At 63.3% G+C, this 21,527-nt stretch carries 20 protein-coding genes; 7 read left to right on the forward strand and 13 right to left on the reverse strand.

The window, feature by feature from the left end:
- The 4 genes from BSZ14_RS19920 to BSZ14_RS03965 all read left to right on the forward strand — a co-directional run.
- Positions 1 to 279, forward strand: a 279-nt coding sequence (locus tag BSZ14_RS19920) for a hypothetical protein (protein WP_206744325.1), incomplete at its 5' end; no start/stop codon positions are given.
- Between the two features lie 69 nt (positions 280 to 348).
- Positions 349 to 1,200 carry a CDP-alcohol phosphatidyltransferase family protein gene (locus BSZ14_RS03955; protein ID WP_076709908.1) on the forward strand — a complete coding sequence of 284 codons (852 nt, stop codon included), beginning with the start codon at positions 349 to 351 and terminating at the stop codon, positions 1,198 to 1,200.
- A complete protein-coding gene (locus BSZ14_RS03960; protein ID WP_076709909.1) occupies positions 1,200 to 2,297 on the forward strand; it encodes an inositol-3-phosphate synthase in 1,098 nt (365 codons plus the stop codon). Before BSZ14_RS03955 ends, BSZ14_RS03960 begins: the two co-directional genes overlap by 1 nt.
- Complete coding sequence (locus tag BSZ14_RS03965) at positions 2,294 to 3,016, forward strand: phosphocholine cytidylyltransferase family protein (protein ID WP_076709910.1); 723 nt, start codon at positions 2,294 to 2,296, stop codon at positions 3,014 to 3,016. Before BSZ14_RS03960 ends, BSZ14_RS03965 begins: the two co-directional genes overlap by 4 nt.
- Positions 3,017 to 3,257: 241 nt before the next feature.
- Here BSZ14_RS03965 and BSZ14_RS03970 read toward each other — a convergent pair whose 3' ends face one another.
- Positions 3,258 to 3,962, reverse strand: coding sequence for a hypothetical protein (locus tag BSZ14_RS03970; RefSeq protein WP_076709911.1), 705 nt, complete (start codon positions 3,960 to 3,962; stop codon positions 3,258 to 3,260).
- A 40-nt stretch (positions 3,963 to 4,002) separates the two neighbouring features.
- On the opposite strand from BSZ14_RS03970, the gene BSZ14_RS03975 reads away from it, so the two are divergent.
- Together BSZ14_RS03975 and BSZ14_RS19225 are read left to right on the forward strand one after the other, a co-directional pair.
- A complete protein-coding gene (locus BSZ14_RS03975) occupies positions 4,003 to 5,436 on the forward strand; it encodes a DUF6880 family protein (protein WP_076709912.1) in 1,434 nt (477 codons plus the stop codon).
- Positions 5,437 to 5,591: 155 nt separating this feature from the next.
- Positions 5,592 to 6,161 carry a hypothetical protein gene (locus tag BSZ14_RS19225; RefSeq protein WP_139330306.1) on the forward strand — a complete coding sequence of 190 codons (570 nt, stop codon included), beginning with the start codon at positions 5,592 to 5,594 and terminating at the stop codon, positions 6,159 to 6,161.
- Here BSZ14_RS19225 and BSZ14_RS19565 read toward each other — a convergent pair.
- The 8 genes from BSZ14_RS19565 to BSZ14_RS04020 all read right to left on the reverse strand — a co-directional run bounded on the left by BSZ14_RS19565 (position 6,139) and on the right by BSZ14_RS04020 (position 15,098).
- Positions 6,139 to 6,318 carry a hypothetical protein gene (locus BSZ14_RS19565; RefSeq protein WP_076709914.1) on the reverse strand — a complete coding sequence of 60 codons (180 nt, stop codon included), beginning with the start codon at positions 6,316 to 6,318 and terminating at the stop codon, positions 6,139 to 6,141. The two genes, BSZ14_RS19225 and BSZ14_RS19565, sit on opposite strands and share 23 nt — an antisense overlap.
- A gap of 289 nt (positions 6,319 to 6,607) precedes the next feature.
- On the reverse strand, positions 6,608 to 8,140 hold the full coding sequence (locus BSZ14_RS03990; protein WP_076709915.1) for a tryptophan halogenase family protein: 1,533 nt from the start codon (positions 8,138 to 8,140) through the stop codon (positions 6,608 to 6,610).
- Positions 8,137 to 9,174, reverse strand: a complete 1,038-nt coding sequence (locus tag BSZ14_RS03995) for a cupin-like domain-containing protein (RefSeq protein WP_198930447.1) — start codon at positions 9,172 to 9,174, stop codon at positions 8,137 to 8,139. Before BSZ14_RS03995 ends, BSZ14_RS03990 begins: the two co-directional genes overlap by 4 nt.
- Positions 9,167 to 9,871: a SapC family protein gene (locus BSZ14_RS04000; protein WP_076709917.1), complete on the reverse strand. Its 705-nt coding sequence runs from the start codon at positions 9,869 to 9,871 to the stop codon at positions 9,167 to 9,169. Before BSZ14_RS04000 ends, BSZ14_RS03995 begins: the two co-directional genes overlap by 8 nt.
- 59 nt (positions 9,872 to 9,930) lie before the next feature.
- Positions 9,931 to 13,182, reverse strand: coding sequence for a TonB-dependent receptor (locus tag BSZ14_RS04005; protein ID WP_076709918.1), 3,252 nt, complete (start codon positions 13,180 to 13,182; stop codon positions 9,931 to 9,933).
- A gap of 288 nt (positions 13,183 to 13,470) precedes the next feature.
- A complete protein-coding gene (locus BSZ14_RS04010) occupies positions 13,471 to 14,250 on the reverse strand; it encodes a sulfite exporter TauE/SafE family protein (RefSeq protein WP_076709919.1) in 780 nt (259 codons plus the stop codon).
- Between the two features lie 7 nt (positions 14,251 to 14,257).
- On the reverse strand, positions 14,258 to 14,776 hold the full coding sequence (locus BSZ14_RS04015; RefSeq protein WP_042489815.1) for a rhodanese family protein: 519 nt from the start codon (positions 14,774 to 14,776) through the stop codon (positions 14,258 to 14,260).
- Positions 14,777 to 14,780: 4 nt separating this feature from the next.
- The gene (locus BSZ14_RS04020; RefSeq protein WP_076709920.1) at positions 14,781 to 15,098 is read right to left on the reverse strand and encodes an ArsR/SmtB family transcription factor; all 318 of its coding nucleotides are present in this window, start codon (positions 15,096 to 15,098) and stop codon (positions 14,781 to 14,783) included.
- A 68-nt stretch (positions 15,099 to 15,166) separates the two neighbouring features.
- Here BSZ14_RS04020 and BSZ14_RS04025 point away from each other — a divergent pair, with 68 nt between their 5' ends.
- Complete coding sequence (locus BSZ14_RS04025) at positions 15,167 to 16,036, forward strand: MBL fold metallo-hydrolase (protein ID WP_076709921.1); 870 nt, start codon at positions 15,167 to 15,169, stop codon at positions 16,034 to 16,036.
- A gap of 125 nt (positions 16,037 to 16,161) precedes the next feature.
- Here the strand turns inward: BSZ14_RS04025 and BSZ14_RS04030 are convergent, their stop codons facing one another.
- The 4 genes from BSZ14_RS04030 to BSZ14_RS04045 form a co-directional block, all read right to left on the reverse strand.
- Positions 16,162 to 17,448, reverse strand: a complete 1,287-nt coding sequence (locus BSZ14_RS04030; protein ID WP_076709922.1) for an arsenic transporter — start codon at positions 17,446 to 17,448, stop codon at positions 16,162 to 16,164.
- Positions 17,448 to 17,876 carry an arsenate reductase (glutaredoxin) gene (gene arsC / locus BSZ14_RS04035; protein ID WP_241823626.1) on the reverse strand — a complete coding sequence of 143 codons (429 nt, stop codon included), beginning with the start codon at positions 17,874 to 17,876 and terminating at the stop codon, positions 17,448 to 17,450. The genes BSZ14_RS04030 and arsC overlap by 1 nt, the downstream gene beginning before the upstream one ends.
- An 11-nt stretch (positions 17,877 to 17,887) precedes the next feature.
- Entirely contained in the window at positions 17,888 to 18,220 is a 333-nt protein-coding gene (locus BSZ14_RS04040) for an ArsR/SmtB family transcription factor (protein ID WP_042489825.1), read from the reverse strand.
- A gap of 413 nt (positions 18,221 to 18,633) precedes the next feature.
- Complete coding sequence (locus tag BSZ14_RS04045; protein ID WP_158069166.1) at positions 18,634 to 21,495, reverse strand: TonB-dependent receptor; 2,862 nt, start codon at positions 21,493 to 21,495, stop codon at positions 18,634 to 18,636.
- Between the last annotated feature and the right edge of the window lie 32 nt (positions 21,496 to 21,527).

The following is a 21,527-nucleotide window of genomic DNA, read 5'->3' on the forward strand; positions in this document are numbered from 1 at the left end:
CGAACCGGCCTCGTGCCAGTATCGTCACATGACATCGTCATGGCTGTAGGCCTTGCTGCTATCCAGAAAGGCCAATCCGTCCCCGGTTATGCCGCCATCAGCAAGGTGACCGCGCAACAGCGCTTACGCTTCAGCCGCAGCATTGACGATTTGTCGAACCACGTCAGATCAAGCCCGGCAAACTGGCTTGGGAACGGCATGACGGCGCCGTCCATCATGGCCCGCCCTGGTACCGCAGCGCTGACCACCAACCCGAGCCTGCCCCAACGACCGACCTGATCGAATGCGTGGCAGGCTCGTTGCAAATCGCTTGCAAGTCAGACAGCTAAGCTCATACATTGCGATTTAATGACATTTACCATCCCCGACACGTCACGGGACCGTCGGATAGAAGATCCGACAAATCTCTGGATTATTCATCCAGCGGCACGCTTTCTTGTGCCCTGGTTCATCGCGCGTGGAATCTCGGCCAATGCCGTTTCGCTGGCCGGGCTGGCTTTGGGCACATCGGCGGCGTTGGCCTACAGCCACTGGGAAATGTGGCCTTTTGCCGTTGTCGGCCTGCTGCTGTCCGTCTGCTGGCTTGTCGCAGACGGCCTGGATGGGATGATCGCGCGGGCCACAGGCACAGCCAGCCCGTTGGGACGCGCGCTGGATGGGCTGTGCGACCATGGCGTTTTCGTCCTGATCTATGTTTCGCTGGCCTTCTCCATCGGCACTTTGCAAGATTGGATACTGGCGGTGGCTGCAGGCATCGCACATATGGTCCAATCCAACATGTATGAAAGCGAGCGAGCCCGCTTTCACCGGCGCCGGGATGCGGTGGCGAAGATCGCCGGTCCTGCACCCAGCCGCAATCCGCTGGTTCAACTCTATGATCATTGCTGGGGATTATTGGATCGCGTTGCCGCGCGGTTCGACCACGCGCTGGCGCAGCACCAAGCTCCCGCTGAGCTTGCGGCAAGATATGCCACCCTGGCCCTTAGGCCCATGCGGCTGATGAGCCTGTTGTCCGCCAATGTGCGAGTCTATGCCATTTTCCTTGCCTGTCTTTTCGGCAATCCACGCCTGTTCTGGTGGTTTGAAATCATCCCGCTGAACATCATCCTCATCATTGGACTTTTCCAGCATCGCACCGTCGAAAATCGCCTTACAGTGCCGGAAAATCATTTCCCAAATATAGAAGGAAGCAACAGGTAATGCCGGCCATTAATATTGCCATTGTCGGGGTAGGCAACTGCGCCAGCTCTCTCGTGCAGGGGCTTTCCTATTATCGCGAGGGTGCAAACGAAACGGTCGGGCTCATGCATTGGGACTTGGGCGGCTATAAGCCGACCGATATCCATGTCGTGGCTGCTTGGGATATTGACCAACGAAAAGTCGGCAAGGACGTAGCAGAGGCAATCTTCGCCAAGCCCAATTGCACCACCGTCTTTTGCGAAACCGTGCCTCCCACGGGTACCAAGGTAAGGATGGGGAATGTTCTTGACGGCGTCGCCGAACATATGTCGGATTATGACGATCATCGGACATTCCTGCTCGCGCATGAGAAGGAGGCCTCCAAAGCGGAGGTCGTCGCCGCCCTGCGCGAGACCAAGACCGATGTGCTGATGAACTATCTGCCGGTGGGTTCGCAGGCCGCCAGTGAGTTCTACGCCGAATGCGCGCTCGAGGCGGGCGTGGCGTTTGTGAACAACATTCCCGTGTTCATTGCCAGTGACCCCGTGTGGGCGGAACGCTTCATCAAGGCTGGCGTGCCGATCATCGGCGACGACATCAAGGCGCAGCTCGGCGCCACCATCGTTCACCGCGTGCTCACCGATCTGTTCGCGAAGCGGGGCGTCAAGCTGGAGCGGACCTACCAGCTCAACACCGGCGGCAACACCGACTTCCTCAACATGTCCAATCATCGCCGCCTCGCCTCGAAGAAAATCTCGAAGACCGAGGCGGTGCAGTCGGTTGCTGCGGAGCGACTGCACGACGACAATGTTCATATCGGCCCGTCCGACTATGTGCCTTGGCAAAATGACAACAAGATCTGCTTCCTGCGGATGGAAGGGACGATGTTCGGCGGTGTGCCGATGAACCTCGAGTTGCGCCTGTCCGTCGAGGACAGCCCGAACAGTGCGGGCGTCGCCATCGATATGATCCGGTGCGCCAAGCTGGCAAAGGATCGCGGTTTGGCGGGGCCAATCGACGCGGCCTCGGCGTATTTCTGCAAGCATCCGCGTATTCAGATGACCGATGACCTTGCGGCGCAGGCAGTCGACGAGTTCATTGCCGTAGCGGCGGAATGATCGAAACCGGTATCGTTCTCGCGGCAGGCGAAGGCTCACGCCTTCGCACTGTCGCCCCGCTCAAACCGCTCTGCCGCGTGGGCGGGCGGACACTGCTTGCCCATGCCGTGTCCGGCATGGCGCAGGCGGGGCTGGCCCGGACGGTCGTGGTCGTCGGCTATGAGGCAGAGACGATCGAGGCCTATGTCGCGGCGGAAGACTGGCCGATCAAAGTCGAAACCGTACGGGTAAAGGATCATCGCCATCCCAACGGCTCGTCGTTGCTCGCAGCGGAACCACTGTTGTACGGTGAGGAGGCGGTCCTTGCGATGTGCGACCATCTCGTCGAACCGGAATTCTATCGGCGAATGGCCCATGCCGATACGGGGGGCGGCGCATCGCTCGGAATCGACCGTCGGATCGATCACGACTGGATCGATCTTGACGATGTGACGTGCGCTCAGACGGATGGCGACCGCTTGATCAGCATTGGCAAGGGACTCGCGGTATATGATTGCTTTGATACGGGTGTCTTCGCTGTTGGCAAGGGTCTGTTCGACGCACTCCGCGGATTGGAAAAGTCCTCTCTGACCGAAGGAATGCGGCGCCTGGCATCCGACCAAGCTGCTGGCATCAGCGATTGCAGCGATCTTGGATGGATAGATGTGGACGATGAGCGGGCATGGCGCATTGCAGAAACGTGGCTCACCACACGTCGTCGCAGCACAGGCGACGCTTAGAGCCCAAACGGGAATTACGGCTCACTGATATCATATGAACATGTGCAAGGTCGTTCGCGTCGAGCAAATATTATTACTGTGCGTGGTAGCCCGGTCTACCATGCAATATTAACGGCATGGGTCGCGTGCCTTAATCCCACAGTGGCCTTCCATCGGCAGCGGAAGGTAAGCCAATGACATAGCGCGTGATTAATTATCGGTTGGGCTCTTATAGATCGATCTCGCGTCGCCCGATCCGATATCATAAACGTTGCGGCGATATTCCGCGCCGAAGGTCGGCATTGACCGTGAACTCCGTCGACAGATCGTAATGAAAACCACCGGCATCACCGCGCACACCGCCGGTAAAGGCCATGTCATCCTCGCGAATTTTCTGGCGCGGGCTGAATCCGTTGGGTGGATTGTCTCCATCCGGATCGAAATAGGTCGTGCCCCCAGCAACCGTACGCGCCACCCGCGTCGGGACGCGAGCATTTTGGTACGCACTGGCGATCCGCTTGGAATAGGTACCGAAACTATAAACCTCGACGTCACCGAAATTATAGGCGGTGTTGTACTGCAGGTTGGTCAGCGAAGACTGGGCATCGCCGTTGATCCAGTTCACATAGGCAAAGCCGGCCATCAGCGGATATAGCTGTCGCTGCGTCGCGTTCAGGGATGGACTGGACGTCGCGGTCAGCAGGGTGCCCTTGATGTCAGTGACTCGGCGATCCAGTCCACCCACCCGGGTGAAGTCATGGAAACGGTGAAAGCCTGTCACGTTCAGGAAGCCGCTCTCTCCCAGGTTAGCCGCCAGATGCAGGGTGCCTGCGAGCGTGTCGCCGCCAACGCTGTAGTTGCGCCCGGCGGTGATGTATCCATCCCCACCCTGCGCATCGTCCTTCAGGATGATATTGATGACGCCCCGCGCCGACACCGTGGCACGAACGCAAACGGCGCCCTGCATTCATGGTTGACCCGGCCGCGGGCCTTCGCAACATCGGAGCATGGTTTCATCGAAGACGCTAAACGCCACCAACCTTTCCTCACTGGGGGCTGTCAGGCTTGCGGAGTTGCTCCTGGAATTGGCGCAGGGTGATGCCGTCATGAAACGGCGCTTGCGGCTGGAACTGGCAAGCCAGGCTGGGGGCAGCGATGTCGCCGCGCAGATCCGCAAGCGCCTCGCGACGATAGCCCGGTCGAAATCCTTCCTGGACTGGAACAAGGTCGGGCCGATGGCGCAGGATCTCGAAATGCAGCGATCGGCTATCATGACCCATGTCGTGCCGACTCATCCGGGAGAAGCGTTGGAGCTGCTGTGGCGGCTGCTCGACATGGCCCCCTCCATCTACGGACGATGCGACGACAGCAATGGGGCGATCGGTAGCGTCTTCGAGCAGGCGCTGGAGGATATCGGGGACGTCGCCAAGCGGGCCAGGCTCGACCCGGCGCGCCTGGCCGACCGCATCCATGACGCGCTGTGCGCCAATGATCATGATCAGTTCGATGACCTGATTCCCTTGATGGCGACGGCGCTCGGGACGGATGGCCTGACCATGCTGAAGGCGAAGTTCGAACAGCTTGCGGCAAGCCCTCCGGTTCCTTCCGAGCAAGACGGTCGCAAGATCATCGCCATCAGCAGCCATGGACCGATCTTCGGGGATGAATATGCCGCGCGACGCCGGACGCGGCTCGTCCAGAGCGCGCTGTCTGACATTGCCGACGCCCTGAACGATGTCGACGGCTATGCGGCTCTCCATTCGGAGGCGGAGCGGGCCAATCCAGCGATCGCGGCCAGCATTGCCAAACGCCTTCTGACGTCCGGCCGGCCTCAGGACGCGCTGGCCGCGTTGGCGCTCGCCGAGAGTAGAATGCGTCAGGGCGGTTACTGGCCAGACTGGCACAGGGTCAGGATCGATGCCCTGGAAGCGTCGGGCATGGTCGACGATGCGCAGCGTGAACGGTGGCAGCTGTTCGAAACGAACCTCGACAGGGGCTATCTGAAAGCCTTCATCAAGCGGTTGCCGGATTTCGATGACGTGGAGGCGGAGATGAAAGCCCTGGCCTATGCCCGCCGGTTTCCCGATTTCCATCAGGCACTGTCATTCTTCCTCGAATGGCCGGCGATCGATGAGGCTGGCCGCATGGTCCTCGATCGCCATGCCGAACTGAACGGCGACCATTATTGGCTTTTGGCCCCGGCGGCGGAGGCGATGGAGCAGCGCCATCCCCTGGCCGCGACGCTGCTTCTACGCGCGATGATCGACTTCTCGCTCGAGAAGGCCCGTTCCAAACGATACCCCCATGCCGCCCGCCACCTGCAAACCTGTGCCCAGATTGCCCGCAGGATCGAGGAATATGGCGGGCACGCCGACCATCAGGCGTATGTGACCGGACTGAAGGATCGCCATGGACGCAAGAGCGGCTTCTGGAGTGCGTAGACGCGCCCCGCCAAAATGGACCTCGATCACCGTCAGAAGATCAGAGATCGGATTTGGGCCGCAGGTTGTGCCCCGCGGGATGGTGTAGCTGAGGGGTGGCCATAGGCGATCTTGGGATAGGTTTGAGTTAGGACACTCGACCGACAGAGACCCCGATGACCGATGATACGATGAACCCGAATGCGCACCTCGAACGGGCGCTGCGGCACCGACAGGCGATGGCGACCCGTTGGGCGAATCTTGCGATAGGCGTCGAGCGCGGCACAGCCCGATTGAGTGATCGGCGATACATGGGCAAAGTCAATCGCGCTGGCAGCCATGCCCTGCGCCTGCAACGTCTGGCTGTAGAGATGGTCGCACCGCCCGCCCGAGGCCCCCTGCAACTTGGCCAGCGCCTCGGTCAATCAACGACCAAGTGGCTTGCCTTCCTCATCGGCGGCATCGAGTCCCGCCAGTTCGGCGGCGATCGCATCGGCGACCCTGCGGGCGGCACGGCGGCGGCGCGGCGGGGCGGCGCGGCGGCGCGGCGGCGGAGATACCGCCACAGCCCCCAGGCAAGCGCGACCAGCGCCACTGCCGCGATCCGCACCGAGAGGGGCCAAAAAAAGGGCACGAACAGCGGCAGTCCGAAAGCCAGCAAGGCAGCCCGCAAGACCGCGGCGGTGATCGTCACCCCATACCGGTTTCCAATGAACCGCCGCATCAGCAGCGCCTCGGCACGATGATTTCGACACGCCTCTTCTGCGACTTGCCCGCGGCATCGGCGTTGGAGGCGATCGACACGGTATCTCCCAGGCCGTTGGTCGTGCCCGACGACGGATCGGACAGGTCGTCCCTGATCAACGCCGCGATGGTTCCGGCCCTCGCTGCGCTCAGGGCCATGCTGTCGGGGAAGCGGACGGTGGCGATCGGGGTGTTGTCGGTATGGCGCCGCCGCCCACCACACTGCCCTGCTCGTTCTCGATCGCGCAGCCGATCCGGTGGAGCAGCGCCTCGCGGCCCGGCGCAGCTTCGAGCCCGCCTTGATGCTGGCCGCCGCTGCAACTGGGCCGGTTACGCCGATTGTCGGTGCCGACCTTTCCCCGATGATCGCCAAGCCCCGGCCGACAGCATCCGCTCCGAAATCAACCTCAGGCAACTGTCCGGGGCCGGAACCGGTGGCGAAGTCAGATCAGTGGGCTGCGTCACCCGGATCGATCCTGAGATCCGGCCGAGCCTGCGTCGCGCAATATCCGTTGATAAAGGCGAGGTGGTCCGGGATCTGCTGCACCTGCCGGGAAAGCTGTTGATCCAGCCCGTCGAAGGAATCGCGCAGGGCGTGCGGACTCAGCATCCCCGATATGCGGTGATGGGCTTTTGGAACCATTCCCTGCCCAAGCATGACTGAAATCCAGGAATCGATCTTGAACAGATCGTCCTGCCCCTGCCAGGCCCCTGCGCTTTCGACGAACAATGCCATGCGCTGCGCCAGTGTATCGGGCACGGACATCGTGGAGCAGCGTTGCCAGAACATCGAGTCCGTTCGTCCGGTCTGCGCATAATGCAGGATGATGAAGTCGCGGATATGCTCCCATTCGTGACGCGACTGGGCATTGAACCGCGTCCGCAGCGCCGCGCAATCCTGACCCTGGAACGGAAAGCCCTGGATCAGGCGCATCACCGCGATCATGACCAGATGGATGCTGGTCGATTCCAACGGCTCGATAAACCCGGCCGCCAGCCCCAGCGCCACGCAATTGGCGCTCCAGGCCCGCCGCCGCATCCCGGCGCGAAACTGCAGGGCACGCGGCTCGAACAATGGCTTACCCTCGATTCCGCCCAGCAACGTCGCACTTGCTTCGTCATCGCTCATGTCGGCCGAGGAATAGACCAGTCCATTGCCCACCCGCGTCTGCAAAGGGATGCGCCAGCGCCAGCCCGCCCGGTGCGCGATGGCGCGGGTATAGGGAACCGGGGGTGAGACGGCTTCGGTCTGGACCGCCAGTGCGCGGTCGCAGGCCAGCCATTCGCTCCAATCCTCGAAACCCGTCTCCAGCGCGCCTTCGATCAGCAGTGCGCGAAAGCCGGTGCAGTCGAGGAACAGGTCCCCCTCGATCCGGTTGCCCGATGCCAGATGCAATGCGGCGATGTCGCCGCGCTCGCCGTGGCGCTCGACCCTGGCGATGCGTCCCTCGACCCGGCATACTCCGGCTGGTTCGGCGATACCGCGCAGGAAGCGGGCATAGGCCGTGGCATCGAGATGATAGGCATAGGCCAGCGTGCCCGCCTCGTCCCGCCCGAACCGACCCGCCTCGGCCGCCCGCGTCTCCAGCGAATAGTCGGTATATGCGCCGCCAAAGCCGTGACGCCTGGCCTCCAGCCAGAAATGCTGGAAATCGGCGATCGCCACCGACCGGCCGACCGTTCCGAACGGGTGGAAATAGCGCGCGCCGTCCGGTCCCCAATTCTCGAACGCAATGCCCAGCTTGAAGGTCGCCTGGGTCGCCCTCATGAACTCGGCCTCGTCGAGCCCTAGAAAGGCATGGAAGCTGCGCGCCGTGGGGATGGTGGACTCGCCGACGCCGACCGTGCCGATCTCGTCGGACTCGACCAGCGTGACATCGACCAGCGGCCCCAGCTGCCGCGCCAGCGCCGTTGCCGCGAGCCACCCCGCCGTACCGCCCCCGGCGATGACGACACGGGTCGGCCGATAGGGATCGCTCATCGGTTCAGCCTTTGCAGAAGGTACGCACGTAACCGCCGCGCCATGGCCTCGTCGAGGGGCGCGAGCGGGCCGTGCGATGCAGGCGGGAGATGGCCGACGACCGCTTCGCCGTCACCGAAGATGTAATGATCGAACACCGCCCGCCAGGCCTGCTTCTCCGCCGTCGGTCGGTCGCGCAGCGACAGCATCGCATGCATCACGCTATCCATCGGCGTGTCGAGATAGTCGGGGCCTGTGTTCCACCAATAATTGACGAGGATGTTGAACGCCTCCAGCGCCTCGACATGGTGCCACCACAGGGCCGGATAGACCAACAGGTCACCGGGTTCGAGTTCGGCCACCACGGCGTGGGCCATGGCATCGGCGAAACGGGGATAGCGATCGAGGTCCGGCCGGGCGAAGTCGACCATGCTGACCACCTGCCCGCCCGGTGTCGGGGCAAGCGGTCCGGGATAGAGATTGCCGATCTGATCGGGGGGAAACAGCGTGAAGCGGCGCCGACCGGCGGCACAGATCGCCGCATTGTTCGCCATGTCGTAATGCGCCGAGGCGATGGTCCGGTTGCCGATCCAGATACTGGCCAGCGGCGGGTGACGCTGAAACAGCTCGCCGGAGGGAACCAGATCATTCTCGAGGCGAAGACCCGGCAGATAGGCGTCGAGATCGGTCGACCCCATATAGAGCGCGGGCTGTTCCCCCTGCTCGTCGTCTCCATCCAGCAGCCGCGCCAGGAATTCGCGCAGCAGCAGCGTCTCCGTCCGGAAATTCAGTCCGGTGGCAGTTTCGTCATAGTGGAAACGTCCGCCTGTCACCGCGTCCGCAACATAGCCGGTCACGGGTCGCCCACGATCGAAGCGCAGGAGATAATCGGCAGCGGCACGGGCGGAAACCTGCCCTGCGCGGACGAGCGGCCAGTGCGCGGCATGGCCCCGCAGGATGACCGGCTCGTTGCCTTCGACGAGCGCCGCCAGATCGGGCGCCCCCGTTTCCGTCAGCGCGCGCGCATGCCGCGCGGTGGGCAGGCGCTCAGCCATGTGCATCCCGGCTCAGCTTGCGGTCGATCAAATGGCGGAGATTGCCCAGCGAAGACGCCATCCAGAAGGCCGGGCGCAGATAGTCCTGCGCATGGAGATCACCCAAGGCCCCGGCCTCCAGCGCCGCCAGCCGTGCCGTGTCGATCGTCAGGCAATCCGGCACATTGTACCGCCGCCCCTCGTCCAGATCGAGTTGCAGGACGGCGGGCGTCAGCAGGTCGAGCGCGGCCCAGGCGTCGTACATCGCGCGCTCGGTCTGCACGCCCTCATAAATGCGTTGCAGCATGGCCGAGACATGGTCGAGCAGCGGCGCGTTGCCGCCATGTTCGCGAAACACGGGAAAACCCTCGGAGGTCAGCCGCGGATGCTCGGGGTCGACAAAGACCATGGGCTCGCCCGTGGCGTCGTGACCGATCGAGAACGGCCCCCGCGCCCGGGTCGCCGGGATGTAGCGGGCATCCCAGTGGTCGCCCTTCAGAAACAGGTTTTCGTCCGGGTCGAGGCCGAGGAGAATGGTGGCATACAGCGCCCCGCCTTCGTCCCGCCGCAGCAATATGGCGTATTCGCGCTGAAGCTCCTCGAACTCGGACGGAAACACGCGCGTCTGGTTGATCGCATCGCCGAAGCGGGCGTGATGACCGATCGCGACACGAAGGTCGCGATGGTCGATATTGTTGAGCAGGACAGGTGCGGCCATGATCGCCCCTTGTACCCGGAAGACCGCAGAGGGGACAGCAGCCTTCCGGGTTTCCACGATCAGAAGCGATACCGCGCGCCGATCAGATAGCGGGCGGAGCCTTCGGCCAGATACCAGGTGTTCATCCGGTCGCGGCCATAGGTCTGAACCCCCTCCTCGGTCAGGTTGATCGCCTCGAAGCCGAGCGCGAAGCGCGGCGTCAGGTCGAAGCTCATCGACAGGTCGAGCTGGCCATAGGGCGCGGTGAAGACCGGATTGCGATCGCCGCCACGGTTGATGTCGCTCAGGAACTTGTCGCGCCAGTTGTACGACAGGCGCATCGAAATGCCGTTCTTGTCGTAGATCAGCGTGGCATTGGCGGTGTCCGACAGGCCGACCAGCGCAAAGGTGTTCACGCTGGGATCGGCGGCGATGTCGATGCCGATATTGCCGCGAACGAGCGTATAGCTGGCCGCGACGCCGAAGCCCGTCTCGCCCAGAAAATACTGGCCCGCCAGCTCGACGCCATAAATGTGCGCATCGCGGTTGTTGATCGGCGTGTTGACCGCAAAGTTGAACAGCGGGTCGCTGGCATTCGGGCTGATGTCGACCTGGCTGAGGATCGAGTCGACGAAGCCCTGGTTCAGCGCGCGGCTCTGCGTGTTGTAATTGGCCGCGAACTGCGCGTTCGCCGCCGCGACATTGCCGTTATTCTGCTGGAGCAGCGCGGTATAGGTGAACAGGTTGACGTCGGTGATGTCCGCCCCGAACGTGTTCGCCAGCTGCTGGCGGGCGGTGCCCGACCGGGTGCCCGCCTGGCCCGACGTCGCGTCGCGCAGGCCGAACAGGTTACGGTTCACCACCGTGTTGCCGATGAAGTTGTGCACCCGCTTGTCGAAGAAGCCCGCCGACAGGAAGACGTCCTTGCGCGGATACCATTCGACCGACAGGTCGATATTGTCCGACGACAGCGGCAGCAGGCCGGTGTTGTTGGACGAGCCCGTCGCGATGCCGCCGATCGCGGTCGGCCGCCCGGGCGCACCGACGCCGGTCGAGGCGAAGAGGTTGCCATAGGGCGCACGCGAGATCGTCTTGCTATACGAAGCACGCGCGAACAGATTGTCCATCACCTCGATCTTGGCATCCACGGCGGGCAGCCAGTTGCTGTATGACCCGCGCGCCGAAATGGCCTGCTGATCGGCGCTGTTCTGGATCACGAAGTCGTTGTCCGCCGTCCACACGATCGCCAGCGGCACCGGTTGCAGTGACACCGCACGCACCTTGGTATTCTCATAGCGCAGGCCCGCGACGATCTGTGCATTGCGGCCGAACACCTGCCCGTTCCAGCTGCCCTGGAGATAGCCGGACCAGATATTCTCGCGCACCGAATTGTCGCTGTTCGCGTCGATATTGTTGCGGTGGTCGACCCCGTCGTTCGTCACGCCGGAATAATAGTTGAACAGCGTGTTGTAGAGCTTGGTCGCGTCCTCGGTACGAAAGGCGATCTGGGTGTTCGGATCGGCATTCGGGTTGTTATGCTCGAACTTGCAGGTGTTGCAGAACTGAAAGACCTGCCCCGGTGCCAGCCGCGCGACGTCCGGCGGCAGCGAATTGCCCCAGTCGCCCAGGACCTGGCGCGTGTTGAACTGGGTCTGGCGGGTCGTCGTGGTGCGATAATCGGCACCCGCATCGAACCGGATCTGGTCGGTGAATTCCCAGGCCGCATCGGCGCGCAGCTCGCGGATCCGCTGCGTCTGGTTCGAGGCGAATTGGCGCTGCACCGCGCTCGCCAGATCGCCGACGTCCAGCACGCCGTTATTATTGCCCTTGATGAAGGGCTGGGCGGTCGGGGTCGTGCTCTGCGTCCCGTCGTTGATCGACAGCGTCTGCTGCGGGAACCCCTTGTCGGTCCAGCGCAGCGTATGGCCGGTCACGACCGGCGCGTTGATCGCGACGGTGGTCGATGTCTGGCCGTTGGGATTGTCGGGCAGGCTCTGCGCCTCGCCGGCATGGCCGTCGATCGACAGGGTGAAGCGGTCGCTCGGCTTCCACTCGATATTGCCGCCGACGTCGTAGAGCCTGTTCTTCTGCGCGCGATAGGCCTGTTCGAACGCCGCGTCCTTCACACCGTTGATCGTCTCGGCCAGGAACTGGGTGGTGGCGATACCGTTGCTGGCATCGTCGAACGTCACCTCGCTGAACGGGCGGTTGAACCAGTTGGACTGGCTCGACCGGCGCTCCGACTGACGCAGCTGGGCATAGAGGCCGTCGGCGGTGAAGGTCAGCGTGTCGGTCGGGCGGAATTGCAGGATCGCCTGACCGTTGATCCGCTCGCGGCTGGCCTCGGAGAAGTGATAGCGGAAATCGTTGGGCACCGAGACCAGCGGGTTGCCGGTCGGGCGGTTGTTGATCTTGGTCGCGCCGTTGATGAAGCCGTTGGACGGGTTGAGGAAGTCGTTGAGCGAACGGATATTCCAATTGTCCGGGGCGACGCTGGCGAAGCTGAAATTGCGCTTCTGATAGCTGCCGAACAGCGACACGCCGACACGCTTCTCGCTGTCCGTCCAGCTGGCGGTGCCCGACGCCTCGGGCGTGACGCGCGCGCCGCAGTCGATGCAGTCGGCCGAGCTGTTGTCATAGCTGCCCTTGACGCCCAGCGACCCGACCAGCCCGGTATCGGCATTGTCGAGCGGGCGGCGGCTGACCACGTTGACCGTCGCGCCGATGCCGCCCGACGGGATCGCGGCGCGCCCGGTCTTGTAGACCTCCAGCGTCTTCACCCCTTCCGAGGCGAGGTTCGAGAAGTCGAACGAACGGCCGAAGCCGCCCGCGCCGTCACCGCCCTGGTCGCCGCCGACCGCGACGATGTTGGACGTCGCCAACTGGCGGCCGTTCAGCGTGACCAGATTGTACTGCGCGCCGAAACCGCGGACCGTGACGGTCGAACCCTCACCATTGCGCCGGTCGATCGAAACGCCGGTAATACGCTGCAGCGACTCAGCCAGGTTGGTGTTGGCGAACTTGCCGATATCCTCCGCGCTGATCGCGTCGACGACGCCGTTCGAGTCGCGCTTGATGGCGATCGAGCGTTCCAACGAGGCACGGACGCCGGTGACGACGATGTCGTCCGGCGTGGTTTCCGGCTGGGGGTTGCTCGGGCTTGCCTCGCCCGGCGGGGGTGTCTGGCTGCTGGTGTCCGCCTGGGGCGTGCCCTGTTGCGGGTCGATCGGTGCCGTCTGCGCCTGGGCCTGCGAGGCCAGCAACAGCCCCGCCGTCAGGCTTAGCACCGATGTCGAGCGCACGAGCACGCGCGCAAGCGTCTTCCCCTTCATCCCACCTCTCCCATTACGGCTATTTTTTGCTCTGATTGTTCGCCGATGAATTCGGCTAATTATTTTCTTTATAGTTCATAGCTATACCGACCGGCATCGGTGTCAATCAAAATGCCGTGGCGGCATGGTGCCCGGTCAATCAACCGGGCGACTGTGCTTCCGCCGCCACACTCCCCTCGCCTTTCGCGACGAGACTTTGGGCATCGGTGGCAAGTGTCAGGCGATCGCGATCCGGCGCAGCTCCCCAACCACGGCCTGCCGTCCGACGCGCTGGGATGGCGGATCGATCTAGATGGATGACGCCGTGATATAGGCGCCGATCGCGATCAATATGGCCGCAAATCCGCGTTCGAGCAGCCCCTTGCGAGTGCCGAGGCTCTTGCCCAGCGCGATGCCGCCGATCGTCCCGACGACGCCGCCCATGATCAGGAGCGCGGTCACCTGCCAATCGACCAACCCCGACAAGGCGTAGGAGGTGGCGGTGGTCAGCCCCAGCGCGCTGACGACGACCAGCGAGGTGCCGATCGCGAAGGGCAGCGGCATGGCGGTCGCCAGGATCAGCCCCGGCACGATCAGGAAACCGCCCCCGATCCCAAAGAAGCCTGCCGCCAATCCGACCCCCAGTCCGATCGGCACGAGGCGCGGCAGCAGCGCCCTGGCGCTGTCGCGGGTCAGCCGCACGTCGGGCGCTTCCGCCGTACGGCGCCTGCGCAGCATCGACACGCCGACACCGATCATCAGCAGCCCGAACAGGACGAGCAGCCGCTTGCCATCGAACGCCTTGCCCAGTTCCGCCCCCAGCGCAGCACCGATCATGCCCGACACGGCGAAGACGCTCGCACACCGCCATTTCACGCGGCTGGCACGGGCATGACCGATCAGACTGGCCAGCGCGTTGACCGTGACGGCGACAGCGGCTGTCCCGATCGCGGCATGCGGCGATCCGACCCCGACGACATAGATCAGGAGCGGCACGGCCAGGATCGACCCGCCCCCGCCGACAAGGCCCAGGATCAGGCCGATCACGCCACCCGATAGGAGCGCGGCGAGGATGGCGGCGGTGCCCATGATCGCCTCAGGCCGCCGCGCGCCGGTTCCATGGCATGATGCGCAGCAGATTGGCCATGCCGCACCACCCCGTCACACCCGCGAATATCAGCCCCGCCCCCACGAACGCCGACAGCGCGAAGAAGCCCGGGGTCACGAACAGGCCGAGCAGGACGCCAGCCAGCACGAGCGCCCCGGCGGTGATCTGCACCTGCCGCATGATCTCCAGCGGCTGCGACCGGTCGGCGACCACGGGGTGCCCTGCCTGTCGCCACGCCTCTATGCCGCCCCCGAGGATATAGGCTGGAGCGTTGCCCGCCGCCGCGCAGAGCTGCGCCGCATTGGCGGCAGTCCGCATCCCCGATCTGCAATGAAAGACGACCGGGCGACCGTCACACGGCAGGTCGCCGATCCGGTCGAGCGGCACGTTCACCGCACCGGGGATACGCTCGCGCGCATGTTCGTCAGCCCCGCGGATATCGATCAGGCGCGCACCGGATCGGATCACGGCATGGGTCTCGGCGGGGGATAGGGTCGCAAGCGTCATCGCATCAATCCTTGCAATAGAGCTGGTAAAGGGTGGCGAGCAGTGTTTCGACGCGGGGATCGGCAACGGCGTACCAGAGCGTCTGGCTCTCCCGCCGATAGGTGACGAGGCCCTCGTCGCGCATCCTGGCCAAGTGCTGCGAGCAGGCCGATTGCGACAAGCCGACATCGCGCGCCAGGTCGCCGACCGTCACCTCGCCATGTTCGACCAGCTTGCACAGCAGCATCAGCCGGCGCGCATTGCCGATCGCCTTCAGCGTGTCGGCGACCTGTCCGGCCTTCGCCTCGAAGGTCGCCAGGTCAATCGGGGGTTTGAGCATCATCGCTACTCCATTAGGTATTGCTTATGTAGCACTATCTAATATATTAGCAAGCGCTAACGGAGGAAATCATGACCCAGCCCTTTATCGAGGCCTTTTTCGACGAGCCGACGAACACGATCAGCTATCTCGTGGGCGATCCCGCGACGCGGACAGCCGCGGTGATCGATCCGGTGCTCGACTTCGACATGGCGAGCGGCGTCGCCGACACCGGCTCGGCCGAACGCATCATCACCTTTGCCCGCGCACAGGGCTGGCGGATCGTGATGGTGCTGGAGACGCACGCCCATGCCGATCACCTGTCGGCCGCCCCCTTCATCAAGGCGCATACCGGCGCATGGATCGGGATCGGCGCGCATATCCGCGACGTGCAGAAGATCTTCCGCCCCGTGTTCGCGATGGACGACCTGAAGACCGATGGCTCGGACTTCGACCGGCTGTTCGAGGACGGCGACCGCTTCGCGATCGGCGGGCTGGAGGTCGAGGTGCTGCACGTCCCCGGCCATACCCCGGCCGATATCGCCTATCGGATCGGCGATGCGGCGTTCGTCGGCGATACGCTGTTCATGCCCGACTATGGCACCGCCCGCGCCGACTTCCCCGGCGGGGACGCCCGTACGCTCTATCGCTCGATCCGGCGGTTGCTGGCCTTGCCCGAGGCGACGCGACTGTTCCTGTGCCACGATTATAAGGCGCCGGGCCGCGACGACTATCGCTGGGAGACGACGGTGGGCGAGCAGCGCCGGTCGAGCGTCCATGTCCATGACGGCGTGAGCGAGGATGATTTCGTCGCGATGCGCGAGCAGCGCGACGCCGGGCTGTCCGTGCCCAAGCTGCTGCTGCCCTCGATCCAGGTCAACATCCGCGCTGGGCGTTTCGCCGAGGCCGAGGCGAACGGCGTCAGCTATCTTCGCATTCCGGTGACGTGGAAAGCGCGATGAGGATCATGGTGCGGTCGTGATCGTCCGCCCGGAATAGCGCCCGACCCTGTTGCGCGGCACGTGACCGATTGGCCGGTAACCTGGCCGTGGCGTCCGGGGCTGCGCCACAAGGCCGTGGAGAGGCCTCAGGCCATCCCCATCCGCAGCGCGAGCGCCGCCAGCGTGATGAGCAGGACAGGCGCGGTGAGCGTGACCCCGACCCGGAAATAATAACCCCAACCGATCCTGACGCCCTTCTGCCCCAGGACATGCAGCCACAGCAGTGTCGCGAGCGAGCCGATCGGGGTCAGCTTGGGGCCGAGATCGCAGCCGATCACGTTGGCGTAGATCATCGCTTCCTTGACCGCCCCTGTCGCGTGCGCGGCGTCGATCGACAGCGCACCCACCAGCACGGTCGGCATGTTGTTCATCACCGACGACAGGACGGCCGCGATCACACCCGTCCCCAGCGCCGCACCCCACACCCCGCCTTGCGAGGTACGGTCGAGCAGCGCCGTCAGATGATCGGTCAGACCCGCGTGCCGCAGGCCATAAACGACCAGGTACATTCCGAGCGAAAAGATCACGACCTGCCACGGCGCGCCGCGCAGCACCTTGCGCGTCTCGATCACATCGCCACGCCCCGCGATCACCAGCAGCAGGATCGCGCCAGCAGCGGCGACGGCGCTGACCGGCACGCCGAGCGGCTCGAGCAGGAAGAAGCCGGCGAGCAGCAGGGCGAGCACGATCCATCCGGCGCGGAACGTGGCGGCATCGCGGATCGCCTCGCGCGGCGCGCGCAGCGCCCGCACGTTATAGTCTGTCGGTATGTCGCGCCGGAAGAACAGCAGCAGCGCCGCCAGCGTCGCGGCGATCGACACGAGGTCGACCGGCACCATCACAGCCGCATAGTCGCCGAACCCGACGTGGAAGAAGTCGGCCGACACGATGTTGACGAGGTTCGACACGACCAGCGGCAGGCTGGCGGTGTCGGCGATGAACCCCGCCGCCATGACGAACGCCAGCGTCGCCCTGTCTTTGAACCCCAGCGCGCGCAGCATGGCGACGACGATCGGCGTCAGGATCAGCGCCGCGCCGTCATTGGCGAACAGCGCCGACACGCCTGCGCCCAGCAGCACGATCAGGACGAACAGGCGGCGACCGTTCCCGCCGCCCCAGCGGGCGACGTGCAGCGCCGCCCATTCGAAAAAGCCCGCTTCATCCAGCAGCAGGCTGATGACGATGATCGCGACAAACGCGGCGGTCGCGTTCCAGACGATACCCCACACCACCGGCACGTCGGAAAGCGTGACGACGCCCGCAAGCAATGCCACCATGGCTCCGCCCATGGCGCTCCACCCGATGCCGAGGCCCTTGGGTTGCCAGATGACGAGTGCGATCGTCGCGACGAAGATCAGGATGGCGAGGATCATCAGGCGAAACGCTGGCCCGCGGCATCCACCACCTGTTCCCCGTCTTCCTTGGCGAAAGCGCTGAGCTGGCCACTCGGCAACAGATCGAGGACGGATTCGGAGGGGCGCCACAGCCTCACCCCGAGCGGCGAGACGACCAGCGGCCGGTTGATGAGGACCGGATGCGCCATCATCGCGTCGACCAGCACGTCGTCGGACAGCGCCGTATCGCTCAGGCCAAGCTCCGCATAGGGCGTGCCCTTCTCGCGCAGCAGCTCGCGAGGCGTCATGCCCGCGCGGTCGATCAGCTCGACCAGCAGCGCGCGAGAGGGCGGGGTCTTCAGATACTCGACTACGTGCGGCTCGATACCGGCGTTGCGGATCATGGCCAGCGCGTTGCGCGACGTGGCGCAGCCGGGGTTGTGATAGATGACGATATCGACGGCCACGGCTTGTCCTTTCAGCAGCAGGGGGCGAGTTCGGCGATGAGCGGCGCGCATAGTGCAGGCGCGCCAGCGCAGCAGTCCTTCACGAGGAACAGCGTCAGCGCGCGCAGGCCGCCGAGATCGGCTCGATAGATGATAGATCGGCTTTGGCGCGCCGATCGGATCAGGCCTGCGCGAGCAAGGATGCCGAGATGCGCCGACATGGTGTTTTGCGGTACGCCGAGCTGACGGGCGATTTCACCGGCCGCCATCCCGGCGGGTTCGTGGCGGACCAGCAGTCGGAACACCTCCAGCCGGGTTTCCTGTGCCAAAGCACCGAGCGCAGCGATGGCCGAATCGTTTTCCATCCATCCAGCATAATGGATATATCATTCGACGCCATTGCCGCGTCCTCATGTGCGGATCGAATATTCCAACACCCGTCCGACTGCGGATTTTGGGCAGGCTGCCGCCTTGAGAAAGCGCGACGGCGCCGCCGGATGCCCTGCGACCTGCCCCATGATCCCCCTTTGCCAAAGGTCGATCGCAATCCATGACCTGCATGATTCCTGTGATCCGGATTTGACGCTCGACGCTCTACGTCAGCCTGGCACCGGCCCAATCCCCACCCGGTCTCCCGCAGCGTCATGGCAGGAGCCGGTGAGGCAAGGCAGCGGACCGGCGTCTCTCCCACCTGAAGGGATCAGGCGCGAGATATCGGATCCCGGCATTCTCCGGTGACGCCACGCAGGGCCGTGGCATCCCGAAGATGCCGCTCCTTTCAAAAGCGAGTGCGCACCGAAAAACTGAAATTGCGAGAAAAGTACCGCACATCCTGTGGTGCGGCATAGGATCCCCAATAGCTTCGATTGCCGTCCGCCGTGAGGTTGGAGCCTTCCAGCGCGAGCGTCAGGTTCTTGTTCACGTCATAGTTGATCGAGGCATCCAGGCGACGAACGGGATCGAGGAACAGATTGTTGAAGGGATCAGCGCCGTCACGCCGCCATTGACGCCGCGATTGCCAGTTATAGGCGACGCGGACATTCAGCCCGTCCTTCTCGAAGAAGCCGACGATGTTGTACATGTACTTGGACACGTCCAGGAACGGGCCGTACACGAATTCCGCGTCGCGAATCTCGTTGCTGTCCGGACGAAACACGGGGAATGCCTGCCGCGTTATGTTCATCGTGCCGTTCACCTGCATCCCGAAGCTTTTCAGGATACCGGGGAGGAAGCTGAAGAAGGTGGTCACATTGCCTTCGATCCCGCGATGGCGCCCGCGACCCAGATTATAGGGGCGCGTGACCAGTGTCAGGACATTGGGCGCCTGAGGCAAAACCTCGGGCAGCGTTCGATTGCCAATAAAGCCTTCCTGGTTCCATTGCCAAACGGCCAGGCTGGCCAATCCGGTAGGCCCAAAATACCATTCCAACGAGGCGTCATATTTGGTGGTGGTGATCGGACCCAGCCTCGGGTTGCCGCCGCCCGCGACGGGCCGCGCGGCGTTGCGGACATCGATCTGGAGCCGCGGATTGATCTGATAGACGCTGGGGCGGCCCACTTCATACGTCCACGCCGTCCGCAACTGCAGCTTGGGGGTGAAGTGGATGATGGCATTCACGCTGGGCATGAAGTCCAGGAAGTTGCCCTTCGGAGAGATCGTCTCGTCCGTGGTCTGTTCAACCAGTCGGTCATCGATATTGACGAACCGCGCGACGCGCTGGATTGCGGTCAGGTTGGTCAGATTGTTGACCAGGCGGCCCCCGATCACCCCGTCGATCGGAAACAACAGCTTCACGTTATAATGCGCCATCGCATAGGCCGCATAGCTGCCGTCCGAACCTTCGAAATAATCGAGCGGGTTGTAGGTGGGATAAGGATCGGCAAGCTCGGGATAGATGCCGACCAGTTGCCCCCGTATCGCATCCCAGCTCTGCCGGATCGAATTGGTATCACCGATCAACCATTCGGCGGTCGATGCCGATGGCGAGCCTTGAAAGCCCTTGCCGCTGCTCACCAACTTATAGTCAGGCAGGCTGCTGATCGGCAGGCGCAGATTGCGATAGTCGCCACGGCGCCCATATTGCCTGTCGTAGCTACGATTGGCGTAGCGGAAACCGGTCTTCAGATAGTCGATCAGGTTCCAGCCGGTGTAGAGCTTGAGATCATATTTCACCTCGAGTTCGGCACTGGTCGTGAACTGGCGAGATTGGTTGAATCCATCAATATACAAATAATTTTTAGGATCGAGCAGATCGAAATTCTTGAACGTTACGTGCGACCCGCCAAGTGGGTCGCGCTTGTCGTTGAAGATGATGTCAAATTCAGGCTGCTGGTTGAAGCGGATCCAGTGGAAAATGTTGTTCGAATAATTTTCGGCCCGGGCGTAGTTGACCCAGCCGTTGAATTCCAGCCGGTCATTGGTGAAGTCGACCTGGAAGCGGCCATTGTAATTGCGGCTTTCATGTTGAAACGATTCGCGGCCCGGCCCGAACGGGTCGAGCGAGGTGACGGTCAGGGACTCGACCAGCCGGCCATCGGGGCCGAGCTTGATGTTCGACAACACCGGCGGCGGTGCGGCCGATGCCGAATAGGTCAGCGGCAGGACGAAGCCGTTGTCGGCCCAGAGCATTTTCTGATTGCGATAGCCGCCTTCCAGGGTGATCGACCAATGATCGTCGGGCCGCCATTGCGTCGAAACCTGCACATCGGCGCGGCGCGACCAGCCATTGGGTCCGGCGAAGCCGACATCGAAGGGCATGTAGATGTTGCTTGGGGTCGTACTGGGCAGCACGATCTGGCGCGGGTTGTTCGGGACGATCGGTCGCTGGTTCCAGCGGCTCGATTCATTGTAGCGCACGTCGTTATAGGTGCCGTTCACCGAAAACCCGATCCGCCCGATATCGGTGTCGGCATTATATGCGACGAGGGCGCTGACATAGGGGTTCACCTTCCTGATCTGGTCCGCGTAATCGCCGCGCACATTGAAGGCGTAGGTGGCTCCCTCCTTGAAGTCGGTCGGCCGACGCAGGGTCAGGTTGATGACGCCGGTCTGGCTTCCTTCGACCTGGTCCGGTGTTCGTGTCTTGAACACCTCGATCGCGGCGACAAGATCGGACGAGATGTCGTTCAGATAGGTCGTTCGATCACCGGCCGAGAAGGTCGGCGATCCGTTGACCGTTGTCATGGCCCCGCCCAGACCGCGAATTTTGACTTCCCCGCCTTCGCCACGATTGCGCTCGATCTGGATGCCGGGAATGCGCGCCAGCGCCTCGGGAATGTTTTTGTCTGGTAATTTGCCGATGTCCTGCGCGACCACGACGTCGACGATCTGCGATGCCCGGCGCTTGGCGTTTCGGGCCGACTTCACATTCTCGCGAAGCCCCATGACAATGATATCACCTTCGAGTCGCCCATTGGTGTTCGAGAGTTGAGGCTGCGATTCGCCGCTCTTCGCAGCATCTTTCGCTATTTTCTCATCGCGCTTTGTGCGGTTGCGCTTCGCCTTCTTTGCAGAAGCCCCGCCTGTTAGCACATTCTGTGCTTTTTCAGTAACATCTTGCTTCTGCTGCGCAGCAACATCATCAACCGGAAAAGCAGCAATTAAAGCAGCAACAGCAACCCCGCCTGCGAGTCCATGCATGGACAGCATCCTCACCTCCCCCAAAAACGTTT

It is taken from the genome of Sphingomonas sp. Sph1(2015) (assembly GCF_001970915.1).
In the GTDB taxonomy this organism is placed as follows: Bacteria; Pseudomonadota; Alphaproteobacteria; order Sphingomonadales; family Sphingomonadaceae; genus Sphingomonas; species Sphingomonas parapaucimobilis.

Excerpts from the sequence above, each read along its gene's own strand:
- BSZ14_RS03955 (WP_076709908.1), top strand. The coding sequence starts at position 349 with ATGACATTTACCATCCCCGACACGTCACGGGACCGTCGGATAGAAGAT.
- BSZ14_RS03960 (WP_076709909.1), top strand. The coding sequence starts at position 1,200 with ATGCCGGCCATTAATATTGCCATTGTCGGGGTAGGCAACTGCGCCAGC.
- BSZ14_RS03965 (WP_076709910.1), top strand. The coding sequence starts at position 2,294 with ATGATCGAAACCGGTATCGTTCTCGCGGCAGGCGAAGGCTCACGCCTT.
- BSZ14_RS03970 (WP_076709911.1), bottom strand. The coding sequence starts at position 3,962 with ATGCAGGGCGCCGTTTGCGTTCGTGCCACGGTGTCGGCGCGGGGCGTC.
- BSZ14_RS03975 (WP_076709912.1), top strand. The coding sequence starts at position 4,003 with ATGGTTTCATCGAAGACGCTAAACGCCACCAACCTTTCCTCACTGGGG.
- BSZ14_RS19225 (WP_139330306.1), top strand. The coding sequence starts at position 5,592 with ATGACCGATGATACGATGAACCCGAATGCGCACCTCGAACGGGCGCTG.
- BSZ14_RS19565 (WP_076709914.1), bottom strand. The coding sequence starts at position 6,318 with ATGGCCCTGAGCGCAGCGAGGGCCGGAACCATCGCGGCGTTGATCAGG.
- BSZ14_RS03990 (WP_076709915.1), bottom strand. The coding sequence starts at position 8,140 with ATGAGCGATCCCTATCGGCCGACCCGTGTCGTCATCGCCGGGGGCGGT.
- BSZ14_RS03995 (WP_198930447.1), bottom strand. The coding sequence starts at position 9,174 with ATGGCTGAGCGCCTGCCCACCGCGCGGCATGCGCGCGCGCTGACGGAA.
- BSZ14_RS04000 (WP_076709917.1), bottom strand. The coding sequence starts at position 9,871 with ATGGCCGCACCTGTCCTGCTCAACAATATCGACCATCGCGACCTTCGT.
- BSZ14_RS04005 (WP_076709918.1), bottom strand. The coding sequence starts at position 13,182 with ATGAAGGGGAAGACGCTTGCGCGCGTGCTCGTGCGCTCGACATCGGTG.
- BSZ14_RS04010 (WP_076709919.1), bottom strand. The coding sequence starts at position 14,250 with ATGGGCACCGCCGCCATCCTCGCCGCGCTCCTATCGGGTGGCGTGATC.
- BSZ14_RS04015 (WP_042489815.1), bottom strand. The coding sequence starts at position 14,776 with ATGACGCTTGCGACCCTATCCCCCGCCGAGACCCATGCCGTGATCCGA.
- BSZ14_RS04020 (WP_076709920.1), bottom strand. The coding sequence starts at position 15,098 with ATGATGCTCAAACCCCCGATTGACCTGGCGACCTTCGAGGCGAAGGCC.
- BSZ14_RS04025 (WP_076709921.1), top strand. The coding sequence starts at position 15,167 with ATGACCCAGCCCTTTATCGAGGCCTTTTTCGACGAGCCGACGAACACG.
- BSZ14_RS04030 (WP_076709922.1), bottom strand. The coding sequence starts at position 17,448 with ATGATCCTCGCCATCCTGATCTTCGTCGCGACGATCGCACTCGTCATC.
- BSZ14_RS04040 (WP_042489825.1), bottom strand. The coding sequence starts at position 18,220 with ATGGAAAACGATTCGGCCATCGCTGCGCTCGGTGCTTTGGCACAGGAA.
- BSZ14_RS04045 (WP_158069166.1), bottom strand. The coding sequence starts at position 21,495 with ATGCATGGACTCGCAGGCGGGGTTGCTGTTGCTGCTTTAATTGCTGCT.